This is a genomic window from Pseudomonas sp. AF03-9 (assembly GCF_020515815.1).
Classification (GTDB): Bacteria; Pseudomonadota; Gammaproteobacteria; order Pseudomonadales; family Pseudomonadaceae; genus Aquipseudomonas.
The window spans coordinates 134,142-156,535 of the sequence record NZ_JAHPJF010000016.1 but is presented as its reverse complement, the minus strand read 5'-3'; the positions used below and the strand labels follow the sequence as shown (position 1 = coordinate 156,535).

Annotated in this window: 18 protein-coding genes and 1 pseudogene; 7 read left to right on the top strand and 12 right to left on the bottom strand. The window is 62.6% G+C overall.

What is annotated here, in order from left to right; translation table 11 throughout:
- The first annotated feature begins 35 nt into the window (after nucleotides 1–35).
- A complete protein-coding gene (locus LIY36_RS20675; protein WP_192300540.1) occupies nucleotides 36–1,019 on the top strand; it encodes a GlxA family transcriptional regulator in 984 nt (327 codons plus the stop codon).
- 203 nt (nucleotides 1,020–1,222) lie between these two features.
- Here LIY36_RS20675 and LIY36_RS20670 read toward each other — a convergent pair whose 3' ends face one another.
- From LIY36_RS20670 to LIY36_RS20650, 5 genes are read right to left on the bottom strand one after another with little or no spacing between them, the layout of a single operon-like run.
- Complete coding sequence (locus LIY36_RS20670) at nucleotides 1,223–2,458, bottom strand: NAD(P)/FAD-dependent oxidoreductase (RefSeq protein WP_226456909.1); 1,236 nt, start codon at nucleotides 2,456–2,458, stop codon at nucleotides 1,223–1,225.
- Between the two features lie 3 nt (nucleotides 2,459–2,461).
- Entirely contained in the window at nucleotides 2,462–4,033 is a 1,572-nt protein-coding gene (locus LIY36_RS20665; protein ID WP_226456908.1) for an aldehyde dehydrogenase (NADP(+)), read from the bottom strand.
- Between the two features lie 60 nt (nucleotides 4,034–4,093).
- The gene (locus LIY36_RS20660) at nucleotides 4,094–5,041 is read right to left on the bottom strand and encodes a dihydrodipicolinate synthase family protein (protein ID WP_226456907.1); all 948 of its coding nucleotides are present in this window, start codon (nucleotides 5,039–5,041) and stop codon (nucleotides 4,094–4,096) included.
- Between the two features lie 37 nt (nucleotides 5,042–5,078).
- Entirely contained in the window at nucleotides 5,079–6,005 is a 927-nt protein-coding gene (locus LIY36_RS20655; RefSeq protein WP_226456906.1) for a 4-hydroxyproline epimerase, read from the bottom strand.
- Between the two features lie 12 nt (nucleotides 6,006–6,017).
- Nucleotides 6,018–7,643, bottom strand: a complete 1,626-nt coding sequence (locus LIY36_RS20650; protein WP_226456905.1) for an APC family permease — start codon at nucleotides 7,641–7,643, stop codon at nucleotides 6,018–6,020.
- Nucleotides 7,644–7,832: 189 nt separating this feature from the next.
- On the opposite strand from LIY36_RS20650, the gene LIY36_RS20645 reads away from it, so the two are divergent.
- Both LIY36_RS20645 and treS read left to right on the top strand, forming a co-directional pair.
- Nucleotides 7,833–8,600 carry an AraC family transcriptional regulator gene (locus LIY36_RS20645; protein WP_192300430.1) on the top strand — a complete coding sequence of 256 codons (768 nt, stop codon included), beginning with the start codon at nucleotides 7,833–7,835 and terminating at the stop codon, nucleotides 8,598–8,600.
- A gap of 313 nt (nucleotides 8,601–8,913) precedes the next feature.
- Entirely contained in the window at nucleotides 8,914–10,977 is a 2,064-nt protein-coding gene (gene treS / locus LIY36_RS20640; protein ID WP_226456904.1) for a maltose alpha-D-glucosyltransferase, read from the top strand.
- Between the two features lie 192 nt (nucleotides 10,978–11,169).
- Here the strand turns inward: treS and LIY36_RS20635 are convergent, their stop codons facing one another.
- The 3 genes from LIY36_RS20635 to LIY36_RS20625 form a co-directional block, all read right to left on the bottom strand.
- On the bottom strand, nucleotides 11,170–11,448 hold the full coding sequence (locus tag LIY36_RS20635; RefSeq protein WP_226456902.1) for a hypothetical protein: 279 nt from the start codon (nucleotides 11,446–11,448) through the stop codon (nucleotides 11,170–11,172).
- Nucleotides 11,449–11,560: 112 nt separating this feature from the next.
- Entirely contained in the window at nucleotides 11,561–12,931 is a 1,371-nt protein-coding gene (locus LIY36_RS20630; protein ID WP_226456900.1) for an ATP-binding protein, read from the bottom strand.
- Entirely contained in the window at nucleotides 12,928–13,590 is a 663-nt protein-coding gene (locus LIY36_RS20625) for a response regulator (protein WP_192299963.1), read from the bottom strand. Before LIY36_RS20625 ends, LIY36_RS20630 begins: the two co-directional genes overlap by 4 nt.
- 235 nt (nucleotides 13,591–13,825) lie before the next feature.
- Here LIY36_RS20625 and LIY36_RS20620 point away from each other — a divergent pair, with 235 nt between their 5' ends.
- Entirely contained in the window at nucleotides 13,826–14,377 is a 552-nt protein-coding gene (locus tag LIY36_RS20620) for a cytochrome b (protein WP_226456899.1), read from the top strand.
- Nucleotides 14,378–14,392: 15 nt separating this feature from the next.
- Here the strand turns inward: LIY36_RS20620 and LIY36_RS20615 are convergent, their stop codons facing one another.
- The gene (locus LIY36_RS20615) at nucleotides 14,393–15,319 is read right to left on the bottom strand and encodes a universal stress protein (protein WP_226456898.1); all 927 of its coding nucleotides are present in this window, start codon (nucleotides 15,317–15,319) and stop codon (nucleotides 14,393–14,395) included.
- Nucleotides 15,320–15,537: 218 nt separating this feature from the next.
- On the opposite strand from LIY36_RS20615, the gene LIY36_RS20610 reads away from it, so the two are divergent.
- Entirely contained in the window at nucleotides 15,538–16,611 is a 1,074-nt protein-coding gene (locus LIY36_RS20610) for an NAD(P)-dependent alcohol dehydrogenase (protein ID WP_226456897.1), read from the top strand.
- 64 nt (nucleotides 16,612–16,675) lie between these two features.
- Here LIY36_RS20610 and LIY36_RS20605 read toward each other — a convergent pair.
- The 3 genes and pseudogenes from LIY36_RS20605 to arcD all read right to left on the bottom strand — a co-directional run bounded on the left by LIY36_RS20605 (nucleotide 16,676) and on the right by arcD (nucleotide 19,715).
- A pseudogene (locus tag LIY36_RS20605) lies at nucleotides 16,676–17,414 on the bottom strand (helix-turn-helix domain-containing protein).
- A 179-nt stretch (nucleotides 17,415–17,593) separates the two neighbouring features.
- Nucleotides 17,594–18,136: an Hsp20/alpha crystallin family protein gene (locus LIY36_RS20600; RefSeq protein ID WP_226456895.1), complete on the bottom strand. Its 543-nt coding sequence runs from the start codon at nucleotides 18,134–18,136 to the stop codon at nucleotides 17,594–17,596.
- Between the two features lie 88 nt (nucleotides 18,137–18,224).
- A complete protein-coding gene (gene arcD / locus LIY36_RS20595; RefSeq protein WP_226456894.1) occupies nucleotides 18,225–19,715 on the bottom strand; it encodes an arginine-ornithine antiporter in 1,491 nt (496 codons plus the stop codon).
- Nucleotides 19,716–20,101: 386 nt separating this feature from the next.
- On the opposite strand from arcD, the gene LIY36_RS20590 reads away from it, so the two are divergent.
- Both LIY36_RS20590 and LIY36_RS20585 read left to right on the top strand, forming a co-directional pair.
- The gene (locus tag LIY36_RS20590) at nucleotides 20,102–21,340 is read left to right on the top strand and encodes an MgtC/SapB family protein (protein WP_226456969.1); all 1,239 of its coding nucleotides are present in this window, start codon (nucleotides 20,102–20,104) and stop codon (nucleotides 21,338–21,340) included.
- Between the two features lie 101 nt (nucleotides 21,341–21,441).
- Complete coding sequence (locus LIY36_RS20585; protein ID WP_226456893.1) at nucleotides 21,442–22,359, top strand: universal stress protein; 918 nt, start codon at nucleotides 21,442–21,444, stop codon at nucleotides 22,357–22,359.
- Nucleotides 22,360–22,394: the final 35 nt, after the last annotated feature.

Here is a 22,394-nt window from a genome sequence, read left to right as displayed (position 1 = left end):
AACCCTCGATGGAAAGACGCCAGTTCAGCGGTGGCATGAAAGGCAAGAACCTGCGCTACCTGAATGACCCCTCCCAACAGCCGTCGCCGGTCACCCGCGTCGGTTTTTTGCTGCTCGAACATTTTTCCCTGCCGGCCTTCACCCAGACCCTCGACACCCTGGTCACCGCCAACCTGCTGCGCCCCGACTTGTTTGCCTCACGCACCTTTGGCTGGGGCGACGGCGAAGTGATCAGCGACCTGGGCCTGGTGATCCGCCCGGATGCGCGCCTGGATGTGGCGGCGTTGCACGACCTGGAATTGTTGGTTATCTGCGGTGGCTTTCGCACCGAACTCAAGGCTGGCGAGGACTTCATCCACGTGTTGCGCACGGCTGCCGAACACGGGGTGGGTCTGGCGGGACTGTGGAATGGCTCGTGGTTCCTTGGCCGCGCGGGATTGCTGCAGGGCTATCACTGCGCCATCCACCCCGAGCACCGTCCCGCGTTGGCGGAAGTGTCGAAAGCGGCGCAGGTCACCAGCGAACCCTTTGTGATCGACCGCGACCGGCTCACCGCGTCCAGCCCTTCGGGGGCCTTCCACATGGCCCTGGACTGGATCAAAAGCCTGCACGGCAAAGCGCTGGTCGAAGGTATCGAGGACATCCTGGCGTTTGAAGAGTCACGCTACCGGCGCATCAAGCCGACTGAAAACATCAGCGTCAGCGCACCGTTGCGCGAGGTGGTCAAGCTGATGGACGCCAACCTCGAAGAGCCCCTGGAACTCGACCAGTTGGCGGTCTACGCCGGTCGTTCGCGACGCCAGCTGGAGCGCCTGTTCAAGGAACAACTGGGCACCACGCCGCAGCGCTACTACATGGAACTGCGCGTCACCGAGGCGCGGCGGTTGCTGCAGCACACGGAGTTGTCCCAGGTGGAAGTGTTGGTGGCGTGCGGGTTTGTATCGCCGAGCCACTTCAGCAAGTGCTACAGCTCCTACTTTGGCTACCGCCCGTCCAAGGAGAAGCGGCTGGTCAAGTAGAGCAGATGTTGCAGTTTCCATGGTTGAAGGGAAATGTCTTTACCAACGGTACCGCCGCCTTCGCAGCCTCGCTAAAGCTCGACACCACAGAGGACCAGCAGTGTCTGGGCGATCTCCAGCCGAGCGCTGACAGCCCAGCAACACCAATCAACTGTGGGAGCGGGCTTGCCCGCGAAAGCGATGCATCAGGTAATACATCCCCCTCAGAACCGCCCCAACCGGTAAGCCCCACACTGCGCTGAGTCACCTTTCCACAGCTTCACCATCCACTCCGCCGTCACCGCCGCCTGCGTCAGCCCCAAATGCTGATGCCCAAACGCAAGCAGCACTTTGCCCTCACACACCCGATCAATAATCGGTAGAGAATCCGGCAGCGAAGGCCGAAAACCCATCCACGGCGTGGCATCCGTCACGCTCAGTGGCTGGCGGAACAACCCGTCAGTCAACCGATGCAACTGCCAGGCGCGCTGCATGTTCGCGGGGCGATCAAGCCCGGCGAATTCCACCGTGCCGGCCAGGCGCAAGCCGCCCGCCATCGGCGTCATGATGAATTTGCGTTCCAGCGAGGTGACCGCAAACGGCAGGCGCTGCGCTTCCTGGGGCAGCATCAGGTGATAGCCACGCTCGGTGTCCAGCGGGACGTGTTTTCCGGTCAAGGCCGCGGTCAGTTTGGCCGAATGCGCACCGCAGGCGATCAACACCTGGCGCGCCGTCAGCTTGCCCTGGTCGGTCAGCAGCGCGACGCCTGCGCCTTCAAGGCGGGCATCCATTACACGCTGCTGGAGAAACGTCACACCGCTGGCCTTGGCCGCCTCCACCAACTCGCACACCACCCGATAAGGGTCTACAAAGTGCCCGGTCGCCGGGAAAAACAAGCCGCCGCGTATACCCTCGCTCAACTGCGGCGCAGCCTCGCGTATGGCACTGCCGGTCCACGCCTGCACAGGTACGCCTTGCTGTTGCATACGCTGTTGCAGCGCGTCGAGGGCGGCTTGGGATTCGGCGCGTTCAAATACCAGCAACGAGCCATTTTCATGCAACAACCCTGGGCGTTCGATGCTCTGCAACAAACGCTGCCAGGCGCCCAGGCTGCCTTCGTTCAGCGCGCGGATGCCCGCCACGGTGCGCCGGTAGCTGGCCGGACGCAGGTTGAGCAGCAGGCGGATAAACCACGGCAGCGCGCGGGGCAGGTATTTCCAGTCCAGGCGCAGCGGGCCCATGGGGTCCAGCAACATCGCGGGCAGGCGCTTGAGGATCGACACGTCGGCAATCGGGAAGACTTGCTCGGTCGCCAAGTGGCCGGCGTTGCCCCACGAGGCGCCCATGCCCGGTGCCTGCTGGTCGACCACCACCACACGCTGGCCCTGACGCGCCAGTTGCAGGGCACAGGCGACGCCGACGATACCGGCGCCGACCACTATGATGTCGGGTTCGGGCATGGCCTAGACCTCCCTCGAACCGTCGAGCAGGCGGCGCAACAGCAGCGGGTTGCCTGCCTGGAGCGCGCTGGGCAGCAACTCGTCGGGAAAATCCTGGTAGCACACCGGGCGCAGGAACCGCTGGATCGCCGCGGTGCCCACCGACGTGCTGCGCGAATCCGATGTAGCCGGGAAGGGCCCGCCGTGGACCATGGCGTCGCACACCTCCACGCCGGTCGGCCAGCCATTGACCAGCAGGCGCCCGGCCTTGCGTTCAAGTACCGGCAGCAGGGCCTTGGCACGTGCCAGGTCGGCCTCATCCAGGTGCAAGGTCGCGGTGAGCTGGCCTTCCAGGTGTTCGCTGACCTGGTGCACCTGCTCATCGTCGGCACACACCACCACCAGCGACGCCGCACCGAACACTTCGGCCTGCAACTGCGCATTGCTCAAAAACTCGCTCGCCTGGGTCACAAACAGGTGCGCCTGGCCTTGGTTCGGCCCAGTCGCCCCCAGACCTCTGGCAACCACCTCGGCGTGTTCAGCCAGGGCGCCGACACCTGCCTCGTAAGCCTGGAAAATACCGGGCGTGAGCATGGTCTGCGCCGGGCATTGCGGGAGCAAGGCCCGCGCGGTGCTGACGAAGCGCTCGAGCGCCGGGCCCTGGACGGCCACCACCAGGCCGGGATTGGTACAAAACTGCCCGGCGCCCTGGGTCAGCGACGCCACAAACCCTTTGGCCAAGTTCTCTGCCCGTGCCTCAAGGGCCGCAGCAAACAGGTACACCGGGTTGATCGAACTCATCTCGGCATACACCGGAATCGGCTCGGGCCGCGCCTGGGCCGCCTGGGTCAGCGCCACGCCGGCGCTGCGCGAGCCGGTAAAACCCACCGCCTTGATACGTGGGTCGGTGACCAGCGCAATTCCCACTTCGCGCCCGGCCCCGTACAGCAACGAAAACACGCCCTCAGGCAAACCGCAGTCCTTGACCGCCTGGGCCACGGCACGCCCCACCAGCTCACTGGTGCCGGGGTGGGCGCCGTGGGCCTTGACGATCACCGGGCAACCGGCGGCCAATGCCGAGGCGGTATCGCCGCCCGCCACCGAAAAGGCCAAGGGGAAATTGCTCGCGCCAAACACCGCCACCGGGCCCAGCGCGATATGCCGCTGGCGCAGGTCCGGGCGCGGCAGGGGTTGGCGTTGCGGCTGGGCGCTATCGACCCGCACATCCAGCCATTCCCCGGCACGCACGGTGCGGGCGAAGGTACGCAGCTGCGCGCAAGTGCGCCCGCGTTCGCCGCTGATACGCGCTTGCGGCAGGCCGGTTTCGGCCATGGCGCGCTCGATCAAGGCATCGCCCAGCGCTTCGATTTGCGCGGCGATGGCTTCCAGAAAACGGGCGCGCGCCTCCAGTGAAGTTTCGCGATAATCATCAAAGGCGGCCCACGCCAACGCGCAGGCCTGGGCCACCTGTTCAGCATTGCCACCGGCATAGGCCGGCTCCAAGGGGGTGTCGGTGGCGGGGTTGATCGCCCGGATCGCATCGCGATTGCCGCAAAGGGAGTGCTGACCGATCAGCATCGTGCCCGTCAGAGTCATGGGGTCGTCCTGAAAAAAAGAGGGTTGGCCGCTGCGCAAAGCACAGCGGCGCACAAGGCTTCAGTTGAAGTTCTGCTCAACCGACCAGTTGGCGTACCACTGGCGGAACAGTGCGTACTGGTTCTCGGCATAACGGCGCTGGGCGTCGCTCAACACGTCCGTCTCGTTGAAGTGCAGCGCGTAGCCTTGGTCACCGTTGAGCACCATCAGGTGCTTGTAGTACAGCACCAGGTCGCAACCTTCATCGAAGGATGACAACACCGCCAGTGCGGCCTCCAGCTCGCGGGCCAGGCGCCGGGCCTTGGCATCGCCCTTGGCCGCCTGTTTGCTCAGGGCCACCAGTTGCAGGACTTCGCGGGGCAGGGCGTTGCCAATGCCGGTGATGGCGCCAGTGGCGTTGCAGTTGACGAAACCATGCACCACCTGGGTGTCGACGCCGACCATCAAGGTCACGCTGTCATCCTGGGAGGTGATGTGTTCCGCCGCGTAGCGCAGGTCCGCGCCACCGCCGAACTCCTTGAAGCCGATCAGGTTCGGGTGTTCACGACGCAGTTCGAAGAACAGCTCGGCGCGGGTCGCAAAACCGTAGTACGGGCTGTTGTAGATCACTGCCGGCAGGTTGGGCGCGGCCTTGAGGATCGCCGAGAAGTGCGCTTTCTGCGCCGTGGCGGACGCGCCGCGGGACAACACACGCGGGATCACCATCAAGCCGTGGGCGCCGACCTTGGCCGCGTGGGCCGCATGGGCCACTGCCTCACGGCTGTTCACCGCACCTGTGCCGACGATGGTCGGTACGCCCGCGGCCACCAGGCGCGCCACGCCTTCCTGGCGCTCGGCCCCGGTCAGCAGCGGCCAATCGCCCATCGAGCCGCAATACACCACCGCGCTCATGCCAGCGTCGATCAGCTCACGGCCCTTGGCGACCAGCGCGTCGAAGTCCGGCTTGCGCGCAGCGGTGCACGGGGTCATCAGCGCGGGAATGCAGCCGGTGAAGATGTTGTCGCTCATTGTTCTAACTCCTTGGAACGTTCAAGTGGATGGGGCCTCAGATGCCCCAGGCGAAAGGGTCTTGCGCGTCGATCAGCAAGGTGCTGTCGGCGGTCATGTAGGCGCGGCCGGTGATGAATGGGCGCACACGTTCGCCGTCCCATTCGTAGCGGCCTTCGAATTGGCTGCCGGTGATGCTCGCTTGCAGCCAGGTTTCACCGGGTGCGAGTTTTCCATCGGCGGCCAGGCATGCCAGCTTGGCGCTGGTGCCGGTGCCGCAGGGCGAGCGGTCGTAAGCCTTGCCGGGGCACATCACGAAATTGCGGCTGTCGGCCGTGGCGTCATCGGCGAACAGTTCGATATGGTCGATCAGCGCCCCGTCGGCGCCGTGGATGCCCTGGGCTTCGAGGGCCTTGAGCATCGCCCAGGTGTAGTCGGTGAGGGCGTCGACGTTGTCCATCTGCAAGCGTTGGCCGTGTTCCGAGACCAGGAAGAACCAGTTGCCGCCCCAGGCGACGTCGCCCAGGACCCGGCCATGGCCCGGCACATCGACCGCCACCTGCTGACGATGCCGATACGCCGGTACGTTGCGCAGGGTGACGGCGCCGTCCGCGTGCAACGTGGCGGCGACCGGGCCGACCGGCGTGTCGATGGTGTGCACGCCGGGGGCGATGCGCCCCAGGTGATGCAACGACGCCACCAGCCCGATGGTGCCGTGGCCGCACATGCCCAGATAACCGGCGTTGTTGAAGAAGATCACACCACAGGTCGCGCCGGGTGTGACCGGCGCGCAATACAGCGCGCCGACCAGCACATCATTGCCGCGCGGTTCCAGCAGGCAGGCGCGACGCCATTGATCGTGCTCGCTGCGCAGGTTGTCCAACTGCGCGGCGATGGTGCTGCCGCTCAGGGCCGGGAAGCCGTCCATGATCAGGCGCGTGGGTTCGCCGCCGGTGTGGGAGTCGATGACGTGCAAGCGCTTCATAAAAGCCTCCATTCAGTGAGTGGCTGGGGCCAGCGGGGTGGCGTAGTGAGCGTCGCCGACGGTTTCGCTTTCAGCGTCGTCGGACTCCAGGTGCACCAGATGCGCCGGTACGCCGGTCGCCGCGCCCCAGTAGTAAATGCCCAGGGCGCAGACGGCGACCACAACGGTGTCGAGGGGGTGACCGATGGCGCCGATGCCGCCAAAACTGCCGAGTTTGGAGAGCAGGATCATGGCCGCGTAAAAGCCGATCAGCCACGCGGAAGAACGCACTTGCTGCTTGAGATTGAGGTGCGCGGTCGGCACCCAGCGGGCGCACAGCAGGTACACCACGAACATCAGGATTTGCAGGCCCAGCAGCCAGGACACCGTGCTCCAGCCGGACCAGTACACAATCAACGCAGCGATGATGAACGACAGCGGGCTCAGCACTGCCATGCCCTTGACCCGGAACGGACGCGCCATATCGGGGGCATTGCGGCGCAGCGCGGCGACGGTCACCGGGGCGACGGCGTAGCTGAGGATCAGCGCGGCGGAGACCACATTGATCAACGCTTCCCAGGAGGGGAACGGCAGGGTCCAGAACACCGACAAGCCGAACGTCAGCCACAGCGCCGGGCGCGGGATGCCGGACTTTTCATCGATACGCGTGAAGATCTTGAAAAACGTGCCGGTCTGCGCCCAGCCGTAGACCACCCGCGGCGTGGCGTTCATGTAGATATTGCCGCAGCCGCTGGGGGAGATCACCGCGTCGGCCACCACCAGGTACGCCAGCCAACCGACACCCAGGGCCAGGGCGATGTCGCGGTACGGCAGGGCCAATTGCTTGCTGATCCCGGCCCAGCCATCGGCGAGCATCTCGGTAGGCACGCCGCCGAGGAACGCGGTTTGCAGCAGCACGTAGATCGCCGTCGACAGCAGCACCGAGAGAATCAACGCGATGGGAATCGTGCGTTGCGGGTTCTTCACTTCGCTGGCCACCGAGATGATCGGCGTCAGCCCCAGGTAAGCGAAAATCACCCCACCGGCCGACACGGCCATCTCGATACCCGACAGGCCAAACGGCGCGAAGCCATGCGTCTGGAAATTCGCCGGCTTGAAGAAGGTGAACAGCACGCCAATCACCAACAGCGGCACGATGAACTTGAATACGCTGACCAGGTTGTTGGCGATGGCGAAGGTCTTCACGCTTCGGTAATTGAGGATGAAAAACACGCACAGCAGGGCAAATTGCACCAACCAGCCGAGGGTGGTCGGGTCGCTGGAACCGGCTTTGGTCAGCTCGGGAAACCACGCCGCCGCATATTGACGCGAGGCGACCACTTCAATCGCCACCAGGCTGGAAAACGCGATCAGCGTGATAAAGCCCATCAGGTAGCCCAGCAACGGGCCGTGGGAATACACCGGGTAACGCACCACGCCACCGGCGCGGGGCAGGGCGGCGCCGAGTTCGCAGTACACAATGCCCAACAGCAGCACCGCGAAACCGCCGATCAGCCAGGAGATGATTCCGGCAGGACCGGCGATGGCCGACACGTGGCTGGCCGCAAACAACCAGCCGGAGCCGAAGATGGCCCCCAAGCCGATAAAGGTGAGATCCATCAGTGAAAGTTGCTTCTTGAACTTGCCTTGACCTGACATAGCGTCGCCTTCTTGTGAGTTATTGGATAGGCATGCAGTGGCCATAGCGTGAACTCACGAGGGGCGGCGCGATTGATGTTTTTTGCGTGCATGAATGACGAAATCGGCACAGTTGGCGTCGCTCGACAGCGCTCCAGGCATGGTGCAATCTGCTACGCGTCGAGGGGTTCAACGAGGGGATAAACACAGATGATGCCGACCGCGTTTGCGACCCTTTGCCAAGGCAGTGAGGTGAATCGTCCCCACACCATCGAGCAGTTATTGGCCGGCATGGTGCAACTGTTGCCGATGCTGGATGTGATCCCCAATGCGGCGATTTTCATCAAGGACACCAGGGCCCGCTACGTGCTCGCCAACCGTACATTGGTGCAACGTTGCGGCCTCAAGCAGTTGCAACCGCTGCTCGGCAAGACCAGCGCCGAAGTGTTTCCCGCACAACTGGGGCCGGGCTACACCGAACAGGACCGCCGCGTGCTGGAGCAGGGATTTGTCCTCGAAGACCAGTTGGAACTGCACCTGTACGGCACTCGCGAACCGGGTTGGTGCCTGACCCACAAATGGCCGCTGTACAACCACGAGGGCGCGATCATCGGCCTTGGCGGTATCTCGGTGGACCTGCAATCGGCGAGTGAAACCCACCCGGCGTATCAGCGCCTGGCTGCGGTGGACGAATACATCCGCACGCACTTCAACCGCCGCGTAACCCTGGGTGAGCTGACTCAGATCGCCGGGATTTCCGTGGCGCAACTGGAGCGCTACTGCAAGCGCGTGTTCCACCTCACGCCCCGCCAGATGATCCAGAAAGTGCGCCTGGAACACGCCCACCGCTTGTTGCACACCGACCTGCCGATTACCGAAGTGGCCTTGCAGTGCGGCTACACCGACCACAGCGCGTTCACCCGCCAGTTCAAGGCATCCACCGGATTCACCCCACGGCAGTACCGCGACGGCTTGTAGTGAGCGGGCTTGCCCGCGCTGGGTGGCGAAGCCGCCCCAAACCCAGGCACCTCGGTCTTTCTGATGCACCGAGTTGCCTGGATTTGGGGCGGCTTCGCCACCCAGCGCGGGGCAAGCCCGCTCACTACAGTGTGTTGACTATGCGTATTGGTGTTGTTGACCGTGTGTATTGGCTACAGGCTGATCGCCGCGCGTGATTGCGCATCGCAACAACACCCGCCCGATTTCGAACTGCGCATCGCAATGCAACGATTGGCGCGCAGCCCCCTCATATGTCTACAAGCAACATTTCACCACGACAGGGACTGAGCTTATGACGGCGCCGGACAACGATCATGTGAACTGGCTGGTTGAACAGTCGATGCTGCACGCGGCACGCCAGCGTGCGCGGCTCTATTCCGGGCACGGGCGCCTGTGGCAACAGCCCTACGCACAAACCCGGCCACGGGATGCATCAGCGTTGTCGTCGGTGTGGTTCACCGCGTACCCGGCGTCGATCGTGACGCGCGAGGGCGGCACGGTGCTCGAGGCGCTGGGCGATGAAAGCCTGTGGCAGGCGCTGTCGAAGATCGGCATCCAGGGCATCCATAACGGCCCGCTGAAGATGTCCGGCGGCTTGAGCGGCACACGGCACACGCCGACCATCGACGGCAATTTCGATCGCATCAGTTTCCAGATCGACCCGCAACTGGGCAGCGAGGCGCAGTTGCAGGCGCTGACGCGCATGGCGGCTGCGCACAATGCGGTGATCATCGACGACGTGATCCCGTCCCACACCGGTAAAGGCGCCGACTTCCGCCTGGCCGAGATGGCCTACGAGGACTATCCCGGGCTGTACCACATGGTGGAGATCCGCGAAGAAGACTGGCCACTGCTGCCCGAGGTCGTCGACGGCCAGGATGCGCACAACCTCAGCCCGCTGCAGGTGGATGCACTCCGCGACAAGCACTACATCGTCGGCCAGTTGCAGCGGGTGATTTTCTTCGAGCCTGGGGTCAAGGAAACCGACTGGAGCGCCACGCCCGTGGTCATCGGCGTGGACGGCAAACCGCGTCGCTGGGTGTACCTGCATTACTTCAAGGCAGGCCAGCCGTCGTTGAACTGGCTGGACCCCAGTTTCGCCGCGCAGCAGATGATCATCGGCGACGCCTTGCATGCCATCGACGTAATGGGCGCGAAGATCCTGCGCCTCGACGCCAATGGTTTCCTTGGCGTGGAGCGCAAGGCCGACGGCACGGCCTGGTCGGAAAGCCATCCGCTGTCGATCACCGGCAACCAATTGCTCGGCGGCGCGATCCGCAAGGCCGGTGGTTTCAGTTTCCAGGAGCTGAACCTGACCGTGGACGACATTGCAGCGATGTCCCATGGCGGTGCGGACCTGTCCTACGATTTCATTACCCGGCCTGCCTACCAGCACGCCTTGCTGATGGGGGACACCGAGTTCCTGCGCCTGATGCTGCGCCAGATGCACAGCCTGGGCATAGACCCCGGTTCGTTGATCCATGCGCTGCAAAACCACGATGAACTGACCTTGGAACTGGTGCACTTCTGGACGTTGCATGCCCACGACAGCTTCGTTTACCAGGGCCAGACCTTTCCCGGCAACAGCCTGCGCGAACACATCCGCGAGCAGATGTATGAACGCCTGACGGGTGAACAGGCGCCGTACAACCTCAAGTTCGTCACCAATGGCGTGGCCTGCACCACGGCCAGCATCATCACGGCGGCGCTGGGGATTCGCGACTTGGCGGCGATTACGCCGCAGGATGTGGAGCAAATCCGTCAGATCCATCTGCTGCTGGTGATGTACAACGCCATGCAGCCGGGGGTGTTTGCCTTGTCCGGCTGGGATCTGGTGGGGGCGTTGCCGTTGCCGGCGGATGAGGTGGCGCATTTGATGGGCGATGGTGATACGCGCTGGATTCACCGTGGCGCCTACGACCTGGTGGACTTGAACCCCGCCGCCGAACAGTCGGCCGGGCACATGCCCCGTGCGCACAGCTTGTACGGCAGCCTGAACAGCCAATTGCAGGACCCTGAATCGTTTGCCTCGCAGTTGCAAAAAATCCTCGCGGTGCGCCGCGCTTACGACATTGCCGCGAGCCGCCAGATCCTGGTGCCGGATGTGCAGCACCCGGGGTTGCTGATCATGGTCCACGAACTGCCGGCGGGCAAAGGCACCCAGATCACCGCGCTCAACTTCGGCGCCACACCGCTTACCGAAACCCTGCGCCTGCCCGGCATTGCGCCAGGGCCGGTGGTGGACATTATCAATGAACGGGTCGAGGGGGATCTGACGCAGGAGGGTGAATTCACCATTACCCTGGATGCATACGAAGGCTTGGCCTTACGAATCGTCAGCACTACCCCCATGTAGTGAGCGGGCTTGCCCGCGCTGGGCGGCGAAGCCGCCCCAAACGGTACGCCGCGGTGCATCAGAAAGACCGAGGTGCCTGGATTTGGGGCGGCTGCGCCCCCCAGCGCGGGGCAAGCCCGCTCACTACAACAGGTCGCCCACACTCACACCTCTTCGCCCCCCCGGCGCGGGCAAGCCCGCTCACTACGAGGTTTAGGGCCAGGGGGTTGGGGCGGGTTTGGGTTGTTTCCTGAAGTAGGCAGTGCGCAAGTAGCGCGCCAATCGCCAGATGCCGTAGGCAACCACCGCAGTCAACAGGCTACCGGCCACATAGCCAATCGTCAGGCCGATCTCGTACGAACTCAGGTAGCCCCGGCGCCATAGCCGGATGGCATCCAGGATAGACCTGGGGGTTTGGACCCACACCAAGATGGATAAGCCATAAACCGGGATGGAGGCCAATAGACGTAGCCAGTAAACGGTCGTGCTCATCAGTGATTTCTTCCTTGGGGTGTATAGCCGAACGCCGCATGTTAAGGCTTTCTTATGCCAAGTTCACCCCAGCGGCGCTGGCGTATTGTTCCCTGAGCGGCGTAGGGGCGGCTTACGCGTTGATCGGAATCGACAGTGTCGCCCGCAGGCCGCCTTCTGCTCGGTTAGCCAGCTCGATTCGCCCACCCAATCGGGTTGCGATGGTGTTGACGATGGTCAGCCCCAACCCCGCGCCCTTAGGGTTGCCCCGGTTGTAGAAGCGTTCGAACAACCGCGCCCGGTCCGCCTCATGGATACCTGGACCTTGATCGTCGACGCTCAAGTGGTAAAACCCGTCAGCCTGGGTCAGTTGCACAGTGATCACGCCATGTTCCGGGGAGAAGTTGGCAGCGTTGCTAATCAGGTTGTTCAGGGCGATGTCGATGGCAATGGGATCGGAGAGGGTGTTGAAGGGGTGGTCGCTGACGTCAAAAGCCAGTTCCAGGTGTCTGCTCAGTAGCCATGGCGTGAGCTGCACCAGGCTGTTGCGGACGGTTTCGCCGAGGTCGATGGGTTTGTAGGCGGGCGCGGTGGCCTGGGGTTCGAGTCGGGCCATGGTCAGCAATTGACTGACCAGGCGGCTGGTACGATCGACGCCGGCGATGAGAAATTCGAGTGACTCGTGGCGCTCCTGTTCGGTGCCGGCCTCCAGCAGGTTTTGCGCGTGAACCCGCAGTACCGCCAGGGGCGTGCGCATTTCGTGGGCGGCATCGGCGATGAAGCGCCGTTCACGCCCCAACACCTCCTGGATCTGCGCGAGCATGCGGTTGAGTGCGGTCTGCATCGGCTCCAGCTCGCTGGGCAGCGGCGTCAGTTGCAGCGGTTCAAGGGCGCCACTGTGCCGCGCGCGCAGGGTCGCGGCCATGTTGGCCAGGGGTTTGAGGCCCCAGCCGATGGCGAACCAGATCATTGTGGCAAGCACCAGGCTGCCGATCAGGTTCAGCCACAACGTATGGCGGACGATGCGACTGACCAGTTCCGCACGCACGTCATAGCGTTCGCCGGCCCAGATGCGCAAACCGTTCTGTTTATCCTCCAGGAGGAAGGACCGCCAGTGGTGCTTGTTCAGGTCTAGCGCATCACTGAAGCCGGGCTGGGCGGGTGGCGTGGAGAAGGAAGGTGCGCTGGCGGTGCGCACCAGGACTTCGCCTTGGGGGCTCCACACCTCAAAGGCGATCTTTCTTTCGTAGCGATGGCCATCACCCCGAGGCACGGCTTCAGCCAGCGCCGAGTTGAAGGCTTGATACAGGTTGGCGCGTTCCTGCCCGGCCAACGGCATGCGCATGACGCCTTGCAGCAGGCGCGCGTTCTGCGCCAATTGCGCGTCGTAGACCTCGGCGATTTCGTGGTTGCTGTCGTGCAGGCTGAAAAGGCTGAGCACTGCCAGGCCGGCAAGCATCAGGCCGATGACCAGGGTCAGGCTACGGCGGCGGATCGAGCTCATGGGCGCTCCTCCACCAGGTAGCCTACGCCGCGAATGGTACGGATCAGGTCGGCGCAAAATTTCTTGCGCAGGTGGTAGATGTGCACCTCCAGGGTGTTGCTTTCGGCTTCCTCGTTCCAGCCGTAGAGCAGCTGGGTCAGTTGATCGCGGGTCATGACCCGGCCCGGTGGCGACAGCAGCTCGTGCAGCAGTTGATACTCCTTGGGCGTGAGCACCACCGGCTGGCCGAGGTAGCTGACCTGCTGGGTGCCGGGGTTGAGGCTGATACCGGCGTGTTCGATCAGCATCTGCGCGCGCCCTGCACTGCGTCGCAGCAAGGCGCGCAGGCGGGCCTTGAGTTCGGCGAGGTCGAAGGGCTTGATCAGGTAGTCGTCGGCGCCGGCGTCCAGCCCTGCGATGCGGTCTTCGGTGGCATCACGGGCGGTGAGGATCAGCACCGGCAGGTTTGAACCGCTGTCACGCAGGCGGCGTAATACGTCGAGACCGTCCATGCGCGGCAGGCCGAGATCGAGTACCGCCAGGTCAAAGGTTTCACTGAGCAAGGCGTGCAGCGCGCTGGCGCCATCCTTGAGCCAGTCGACGGTATAGCCTTCGCGCCCCAGCGCCTGCTGAACGCCCTCGCCGAGGGCCACATCATCCTCGATCAGTAATAGACGCACACGGACTCCTTTGAGTCGGGATTGTTGTTCACGCCCACCGGCCATGGGCGCAACGCCGCTCCCAAGGGAGGCGGCGCGTGGAGTATCCGGGCCATTTCTTAACCAAGGCTGAAGGTAAAAAAAACCGACGTAACCGTCGATCTTCAGATTGTCTTAAGACTATCAGAGCAGGGTGGCAACCGACTCGAGACTGCCGAACGAATCGGCCGTCGCTTACGATCATCACGAGGCTATTATGACCCGCGACACCGCTGTCACCCGTTATGGAAAACTGTCGATCACTTTGCACTGGCTGATGCTGGTGTTGTTTGTCGGTGTCTATGCCTGCGTTGAAATCAAGGGCTTGCTGCCCCGAGGCAGCGAGGTGCGAAGCCTGTTCATGGGATTGCACGGGGTGTTTGGCGCGAGCATCTTCGTCTTGGTATGGGTTCGCCTGCTCGCACGCCTGTCGCCGCGCCCGCCGATCACGCCGACACCGCCGGCATGGCAGACCGCACTCGCGCACCTGATGCACCTGGCCCTGTATGTGTTGATGATCGTCACCCCGGTGCTGGCCTGGCTGATGCTCGCCGCCGGCGACAAAGCCTTTCCGTACTTCGGCTTTCATCTGCCGGCGCTGGTGGCGGTCGACCCCGACCTGGCCAAGCAGCTCAAGGGGTGGCACGAATGGCTTGGCAGTGCGGGCTATTGGCTGATCGGCCTGCACGCGGCGGCAGGGTTGCTGCATCACTATTGGGTGCGGGACAACACCCTGGACCGCATGCTGGGTCGGCGTGAGCGCTCTTAGTAGGGGCCTGGATGTTCAGTCCGACAGGGGTTGCGGTGAAACTACCCATACGCTGCACGGCATTTTGTACAACACACGTTCCACCGTGCTGCCGATCAACTGGCTGATACCCCGGTGGCCGACCCGACCCATGACCACCATGTCGATGTCGTAGCTGGCGGCGTAGTTGCAGAGCACCTTGGCCGGGTTGCCCATGACCAGGTGCCGGCGTTCTTCTGGAATCCCGTTGCGTTCGGCCAGCGTGCGCAAAGCATCGGCCTGGGCATCCAACAGTGACTTGGCGGCACCTGAGGAGAAAAACGCCATGGCCTTATCGATGCCGAGTTCATTGGCGCTGCTCGATGACAGGTCATGGGCGTAGAGCACCTCCAGCTCAGCATTGCAGGCGCTGGCCAGTTTCACCGCTTCGTGCAGGATTCTGTCGTTGAGGTCGGCGTATTGGCCGTCGCGGTGAAACGGGTCCACAGCGGCGAGGATCTTGCGCGGCAGGGCATGCTTGGCGTGGCTGACAAAATGCAGCGGCACCGGGCATTCGCGTAACAAGTGGATGTCCAGCGGCGTGAACATCAGGCGCGACATGAACGACTCCGGAACCAAGGCCTTGATCAGCACCGCCATGGGCTGCTCCCTCAGATGAGTGAGAATTTCCTGCAGCGCTCGTTCCACCCAGACCACCTCGGTGGTGACGGGGATACCGATGTTGCGCAGTGGCCGTGCCTGGTCTTCCAACCATTGGCGATGACGTTCGACGTAGCCGATGCGCATCTGTTCCAGTGCCTGCTCGTTGACCATACCGGCTGTCGCCAGCCCGTCAAGGTAGTCGAAAGCCACAATATGCAGGGCCGCATCCGACGCCTTGGCGAGTGCCGCGGCCCGATCCAAGGCGGGGCTGTGTTCCATCAGCGGTGAGATGATCAGCATGAAACGCGGTTGTCCGGACATGGCGAAGCTCCCTTGGCAAGGTGTGTCGAGTCGATGCCAACAGGCTGCGCCTGGCGCGATCCGGGTGCTTGATGTTTGTCAAACAACGCATACCCGCATCCGGTGGCCTGACAGGTGGTCCACCCGGCGGTACGTCACGCTTTATTGATCATTATCAAACCCGGGCCACGCAGTCCGGTGCAGCCTGGGCCAAGCGTCGAACCCACCAGGAGAAGGTAATGGCCACTATGAAAGCGGCGATATTCGTCGAAAACAATCGCATCGTGCTCGAAGACAAGCCGATTCCGGAAGTCGGCCCGCTGGACGCATTGATTCGAATAACCACCACCACCATCTGCGGTACGGATGTGCATATCCTGCGAGGCGAATACCCGGTGGCCAAGGGCCTGACGGTGGGTCACGAGCCGGTGGGCATCATCGAGCGGCTGGGGTCCCAGGTGCGTGGGTTTGTGGAAGGGCAGCGCGTGATTGCCGGCGCCATCACCCCCAGCGGCCAGAGTTACGCCTGCCTGTGTGGCTGTGGTTCCCAGGATGGCCCGGATACTCGCCATGGTTTTCGGGCTATCGGCGGCTGGAAGTTCGGCAACACCATCGACGGCTGCCAGGCTGAATATGTGCTGGTGCCTGATGCGTTGGCCAACCTGTGTCCGATTCCCGACGGCCTGAGTGATGAACAGGTGCTTATGTGCCCGGACATCATGTCCACCGGCTTTTCCGGCGCCGAGCGAGGTGAAGTGAAGATCGGCGATACCGTAGCGGTATTTGCCCTGGGGCCGATTGGCTTGTGTGCAATTGCCGGTGCCCGGCTCAAAGGCGCCAGTACCATCATAGGTGTGGATGCCGTGGCCGAGCGCATGACGGTGGCGCGTGGATTGGGGGCTACCCATGTGGTCAACTTCAAGGACGGCGATGTGGTCGAACAGATCATGGCCCTGACCGACGGGCGCGGGGTGGATGTGTCGATCGAAGCGCTCGGTACCCAGGGCACCTTTGAATCGGCGTTGCGCGTGTTGCGTCCCGGTGGTCGCCTGTCGAGCCTGGGCGTGTATTCCAAAGACCTGCACATACCGCTCGATGCCTTTGCGGCAGGGCTGGGCGATTACAGCATCGTTACGACGCTGTGCCCTGGCGGCAAGGAACGTATGCGCCGCTTGATGGCCGTCGTGCGTAGCGGGTTGGTGGATCTGTCGCCGCTGGTCACTCACCGATTCCGTCTCGACGACATTGAAGCGGCCTACGACCTGTTTGCACATCAGCGAGACGGGGTCATGAAAGTTGCAATCACGCCGTGAACCGGGGGCGTGGCATCGACGTGCGGTTCACTCGATTGCGTCGTTGAGTGAGCCGCATCGGCTGTCAGCGCAGATGATGGCAGCCTGTGATCAGTTGTCTGAGCCCCTCCATATTCTGGATATTGACCTCGCGCCCGCTTATTTCCACCAGTCCCAGTTCACGCAGGTGAGCGATGCTCCGGCAGATGGTTTCGAGGCGCAGGCCCAGGTAGGAACCGATGTCCTCCCGATACATTTTCAGCACAAAATGGCTGGACGAGTACCCGCGCATACTCAAGCGTTGCGACAGGTTCAGCAGAAAAGCGCCGAGGCGTTCATCTGAACTCATGTTGCCCAGCATCATCAGCACCTCGTGATCGCGAACGATTTCACGGCTGAAGATCTTGTTCAGGTTGTGTTGCAGCGAAGGCAGGTCCCGCGCGAGTCGCATCCAGATGCCGGTAATGAATAGGGCAGACCTCACTGTCCTCCAAGGCAAAGGCATTTCCGGCGTGTGCACCACTGCTGATGGCATCCAGGCCGAGCATCTCGCCGCAAATCTGGAAGCCCGTGACCTGCTCGCGACCATCAACCGTGAGTGCGGTGGTTTTGAAGGAGCCGATGCGCACTGCGTACAGCGCACTGAATGGGTCGCCGGTGCGATACAGTGCATTGCCTTTTTTGACCTTGATGCGCTGCAAGATCATTTGGTCCAGGCGTTCGACCTCTTGCCCTGTAAGCCCGAGCGGTAGGCACAACTCCAGCACGCCGCAATTGGCGCAGGCCGCCTTGACGGAGCGGCGCTGATAGTTGACTTCAGACATGGCTGACCTTGCGCCCCCCCTGTAAAAGTCAGTTAAGAGTAGCGGCGCAAAAGTTTATACGTTCGTTTGGTTCAATTTAATTCAATAAAAAGCGACGAACGGTCCTCCGATGATGACGTGAACCCTGTGATCAAAGAAAACCCCTGTCGTTATTCCGGCAGGGGCAAGTGGGCCAAGCCTCAGTCGGCCTTGATGGGTACGACCTTGTCCGCCTTCATGGCTTCGGGCTTCTTGGGCAACGAGATGTTCAGTACGCCATTGCTGAAGCTGGCTTCGATCTTCTCGGCATCCACGCCTTTGGGCAGGCTGAATACCCGTTCAAAGGCGCCGTAGTGACGCTCGCTGAGGTGGTAGCCTTTGTTTTTTTCAACCTTCTGCGCTTTCTTTTCCCCCTTGATGATCAGGTTGCCGTTGGACAGCTTGAGCTCGATGCTCTTCTGATCCATGCCGGGCAGTTCGGCGCTGATTTCAAAGCTTTTGTCCTTCTCGGTGATGTCCACGGCGGGCCGGCGCTGGCCGATCCGTTCGTGCCGCCACAGCGGTTCGAGATCAAACAAGCCGCGACTGAAGGGCGACAGCCCTGAACCGCGATTGAAATCGTCAAACAGGTGATCGACCTGCTGCCGGAGTTTTTCAAAGGGCTGCCACAGGTCTGACGACAAGGGATGCTGATTGGACTTGGCCTCGGTCGGGATCGGCATTTTTTTCTCGGAATTGCTCATCTTGACGACTCCTCTTGGGTGAAGGGCAGGCGGCACACTCCCGGTACGCCAGGCCGCCCTGAAAAAAAACACGGTGTGAGCGCGCTCCTCACAAGGTCAGTGCCCCCGTCCACAACATGCGGCCGGCAAAGGCCGCGGCGGCCCAGATGATGATCAACAGGCCCGTTTCGGCGCCGTTGAGGGGTTGGCCCTGACGGGCTTTCATGCTGGCCAGATAAATCAATGAGCCTGGCGCGTACAGCAAGGCACTGAGCAGCATGTATTTGGGGCCGGCGGCATACAGCAGCCACACGCAATACACCGTGGCTACCAAGGCAATGCCCGCGTCACGGGCTCGCAGGCCAGGATGGCCCTCGTACGTCAGGCCTTGCCAGGCCAGTTTCAAGGCATAGAGGCCGCTGAACAGGTACGGCAGCAGAATCATTGAGGTCGCCAGGGAAATCAGCGCGAGATAGCTGGCGCTTGAGTAAAGCGTGAGCAACAGAAACAGCTGAATGCAGCCGTTGGTGATCCACAGCGCATGGCTGGGCACACCGTGCACGTTTTCCGTTGCCAGCATCCCAGGCATGACGTTCTCTTTGGCCGGCGTGAAGACCGACTCGGCGGCCAACAGCGTCCAGGCGAGCAGTGCACCTCCCACCGAGATGATCAAGCCGATGCTGATCAACACCGCGCCCCAAGGGCCGGTCGCAGCCTCAAGCACACCGGCCATGGACGGGTTCTTCAAGGTCGCCAGCTCGGGTTGCTTGAGGATGCCCAGTGACAACAGGGACACCGCAATCAACAGCAACAAGGTGATGACGAACCCGATCACGGTGGCACGCCCGACATTTTTGCGTTCGGCCGCACGCGCCGAGAAAACGTTGGCCCCTTCGATCCCGATGAACACCCAAACGGTCACCAGCATGGTGCTTTTGACTTGATCGAGGGTGCTGCCCAAATCAGGCGAGCCCCAGAAGCCGACGGCGAAGGTTTCACGCCGGAAGGCCACGATCACCAGGCCGATGAACAGCAACAAGGGCACGATTTTGGCCAGCGTCGTCAGTGCATTGGCGCGGGCCGCGGTGCGCATGCCTCGTAAAATCATCCAATGCAGCGACCACAGCAGTATCGAGGCGCCGGCAACGGCGGCGGCGTTATTGCCTTCGCCGAACATCGGGAAGAAGTAACTCAAGGCTGCAAACAGAATCACCAGGTAGCTGACGTTGCCGATCCAGGCACTGATCCAGTAGCCCCAGGCGGAATTGAACCCGAGGAACTCGCCCCCCAAGACCCGGGCGTAGGCGAATACGCCGTTGTCCAGCGCCGGCTGGCGGTTGGACAAGGTTTGATAAACCAACGCCAACGAAAGCATGCCGATGCCGGTGATCACCCAACCTATCAGGATCGCTCCGGCACCCGCATGGGCGGCCATGTTCTGCGGCAGGCTGAAAATGCCGCTGCCAATCATCGAACCGATCACGAGGGCCACCAGCAGGCTCAGGGAGAGCCGCCGGGAGTCGGCTCTTTGCAAACTGCCTGCGATGGGTTGCCCTGCGGGAGGAAGGGTTGAGTGGGTGTCTTGCAGGTGCGTAGTCATAGAAGCCTCCACGAAACGAGGGTTTCTACACTCACCGCGTAGGGTGGTGTGAATGCTGGCTCCAATGTCCCCGTGAACCCTCAGCCATCGTTTGATTTAAGTCAGAAAGTGTAAACACGCGGTGTTTTCGGGCCGCCGCGACGCACGTCGTCATCCAGGACGTGAGGGTGTCCCACCCGGATTGTTGATCATGATCAACTCCCGGCAACGTCGCCCGGCGCAGTCTGGATCAGCGGGATAGCCTTGCAGCAAACGTCTTGGGCGCCCTGAATATGGGCCAGACACGAGCATCAGCCGGAGGTGAATGTTGATAACCAGGACGTCGCGCAGACGGTTTTCGGCCAATGCCACGCCCGGCCCGACGCAACCGCCGGGGTTGCGCCGCCATGCATGAAACACCGGGGCTGGCGGGCGCCGCCGCGGCGCTGGGGATCGGGCTGTTGATCGGTCTTGAGCGTGAACGGCATAAAGGTCGGGGCGACAGCCGTGCCTGTGCCGGGTTGCGCACGTTTGCGATCACAGCGTTGCTGGGTTACGTGGCGATGCAGGTTGGCGGAGCGCTATTGCTGGGGATCGTGGGCGGCTGCCTGGCATTGCTGGTCAGTGTGGCCTATTGGCGCAGCCTGGGCAGCGATCCGGGCGTGACCAGCGAAGTGGCCTTGCTCACTGTGTTGTTGCTTGGCGCACTGTGCGGTACAGCACCGGAACAGGCGATTGCCATTGGCGTGGTGATGGCTGGGTTGCTGGCTTACCGAGAGAAACTCCATCACTTTGCCCGTAGCCAGTTGACCGAAGCCGAGATGCGCGACGGCCTGGTGTTGCTGATCGCTGCGCTGGTGGTGTTGCCGCTGACTCCTGATCGCTTCATCGGTCCCTACTCGGCGCTCAACTTGCGCACCCTGTGCACATTGACCGTGATGCTGATGGCGGTGGGGGCCATTGGCCATATCGCCGTGCGCACGTTGGGTGTTCGCTACGGCTATGTCGTCAGCGCCATCGCCTCCGGCTTTGCTTCCAGCACCATGACCATCGCGGCGATGGGGCACATTGCGCGCAAAGAGCCGGATAACCTCAAGGTATTGAGTGCGGCGGCCATTCTGTCGAATCTGGCCACGGTGGCCCAGGTTGCGCTGATCCTCGGCGCGGTCGATACCGCCTTGTTGCCGTACGTGTGGGGGCCGCTGCTGGCCGGGCTTGGCGTCACGCTGCTGTTCAGCGCTTGCCTGCTCTTCCCGAAAACCGCGGGTATCGCCAGCCGGCCGATCAAGGTCGGCGGTGCGTTCAACCTCAAACTTGCGCTGGCGGTCACGTTGACCATGGCCGGAATGACGTTTTTATCGTCACTGATGCTTGATCGTTTTGGTCAGGCGGGCGTGATGCTCACGGCCATCTTCAGCGGCTTCGCCGACGCCCATTCGTCCACGGCCTCGATTGCCTCGCTGGCCAAAGGCGGGCACCTGGCCTATAGCGCCGTTGCCCCGCCCGTGCTGTTGGCGGTCAGCAGCAATGCGGTGAGCAAATGCCTGTTGGCCTGGATCAGCGGTGGGCGACGCTTTGCCACGTATGTCATCCCCGGGCAGATTCTGCTGACCTCGGCCATGTGGGTCGCGCTGCTGGTGCATTGAACGATGATTTGCCCGATGACTGACAAAGATCAAGTGGGTCGTCGGGCGAGGGGATCAGCCTTGGAGTATTCCCAGCCATCGCTCAAGTGCCGAGGTGCACCATGTCACAGATACCGCGTTTACTCTTGATCGCCCCGTCAGCCATGACCCATACGCCGGCCTTCGAACGTGCAGCGGCGTTGGCGCAAGCCTTGCGACAACCCCTGCATATCGTGGCGTTTGATTATTTACAGGCGCTGGCGGTGGCCGACCTGTTCGCGCCCGAACAGATCGCCGCGGTCCGCGATGCGTATCTGGAAAAGCACCGCCACTGGCTTGAAGAACAGGCGAGCCGGATGCGCGAATACGGTGTCACGGTCACCAGCGAGGTGGTGTGGGTGCGCGATCCGTATGCGGAGATCCTGCACTTCATCAAGGAAATGCCGCTGACGATGATCATCAAGGATGCCCGCGAGGAGTCGGTGCTGAAACGGGTGTTCTACACCCCACTGGACTGGCAACTGTTGCGGGATTGCCCGGTCCCGGTGCACCTGGTGACCAACGCCCAGAACCCGCACCCCCGTCGTATCCTGGCGATCATTGATGTGTTGCGCAGCGAAGACCAGGACCTGGTATTCAACGATCAGATTCTCGCCGCCGCGTCGAAACTGGCCGAGGTCTGCAATGCTCAGGTTGAAGTGCTGCATGCGTACGACTGGACGGCTGCGTACACGATGGACATGGGCTTCGGCGCCTTACCCCTGGCCACCGGCATTTACGAAGCCGAGGGCGTGGCACAGCGTGAAGCGTTCGCGGCGATAGCCGAGCGCCATGGCGTTGCGGCCGACTGCCGTCACTTCATCGAGGGTGTGCCGGTGCCGGTCATTTGCCAATTCGTCGAACAACACCAAGTCGATGTAATTGTGGCGGGTACGGTGCAACACAAAGGGCTGAGCAAACTGTTGGGCACCACTGCCGAACAGCTCCTGCACCGTGCGCCTTGTAGCCTGTTGGCGATCAAGCCGGGCCGAGGGCTATAGCGGCCGCAGCCGGCGAGCGCCCCGACGCTCGTCGG

Coding starts and splice junctions, on each gene's coding strand:
- LIY36_RS20675 (WP_192300540.1), top strand. CDS start 36: ATGAAAGGCAAGAACCTGCGCTACCTGAATGACCCCTCCCAACAGCCG.
- LIY36_RS20670 (WP_226456909.1), bottom strand. CDS start 2,458: ATGCCCGAACCCGACATCATAGTGGTCGGCGCCGGTATCGTCGGCGTC.
- LIY36_RS20665 (WP_226456908.1), bottom strand. CDS start 4,033: ATGACTCTGACGGGCACGATGCTGATCGGTCAGCACTCCCTTTGCGGC.
- LIY36_RS20660 (WP_226456907.1), bottom strand. CDS start 5,041: ATGAGCGACAACATCTTCACCGGCTGCATTCCCGCGCTGATGACCCCG.
- LIY36_RS20655 (WP_226456906.1), bottom strand. CDS start 6,005: ATGAAGCGCTTGCACGTCATCGACTCCCACACCGGCGGCGAACCCACG.
- LIY36_RS20650 (WP_226456905.1), bottom strand. CDS start 7,643: ATGTCAGGTCAAGGCAAGTTCAAGAAGCAACTTTCACTGATGGATCTC.
- LIY36_RS20645 (WP_192300430.1), top strand. CDS start 7,833: ATGATGCCGACCGCGTTTGCGACCCTTTGCCAAGGCAGTGAGGTGAAT.
- treS (WP_226456904.1), top strand. CDS start 8,914: ATGACGGCGCCGGACAACGATCATGTGAACTGGCTGGTTGAACAGTCG.
- LIY36_RS20635 (WP_226456902.1), bottom strand. CDS start 11,448: ATGAGCACGACCGTTTACTGGCTACGTCTATTGGCCTCCATCCCGGTT.
- LIY36_RS20630 (WP_226456900.1), bottom strand. CDS start 12,931: ATGAGCTCGATCCGCCGCCGTAGCCTGACCCTGGTCATCGGCCTGATG.
- LIY36_RS20620 (WP_226456899.1), top strand. CDS start 13,826: ATGACCCGCGACACCGCTGTCACCCGTTATGGAAAACTGTCGATCACT.
- LIY36_RS20615 (WP_226456898.1), bottom strand. CDS start 15,319: ATGTCCGGACAACCGCGTTTCATGCTGATCATCTCACCGCTGATGGAA.
- LIY36_RS20610 (WP_226456897.1), top strand. CDS start 15,538: ATGGCCACTATGAAAGCGGCGATATTCGTCGAAAACAATCGCATCGTG.
- LIY36_RS20600 (WP_226456895.1), bottom strand. CDS start 18,136: ATGAGCAATTCCGAGAAAAAAATGCCGATCCCGACCGAGGCCAAGTCC.
- arcD (WP_226456894.1), bottom strand. CDS start 19,715: ATGACTACGCACCTGCAAGACACCCACTCAACCCTTCCTCCCGCAGGG.
- LIY36_RS20590 (WP_226456969.1), top strand. CDS start 20,102: ATGCATGAAACACCGGGGCTGGCGGGCGCCGCCGCGGCGCTGGGGATC.
- LIY36_RS20585 (WP_226456893.1), top strand. CDS start 21,442: ATGTCACAGATACCGCGTTTACTCTTGATCGCCCCGTCAGCCATGACC.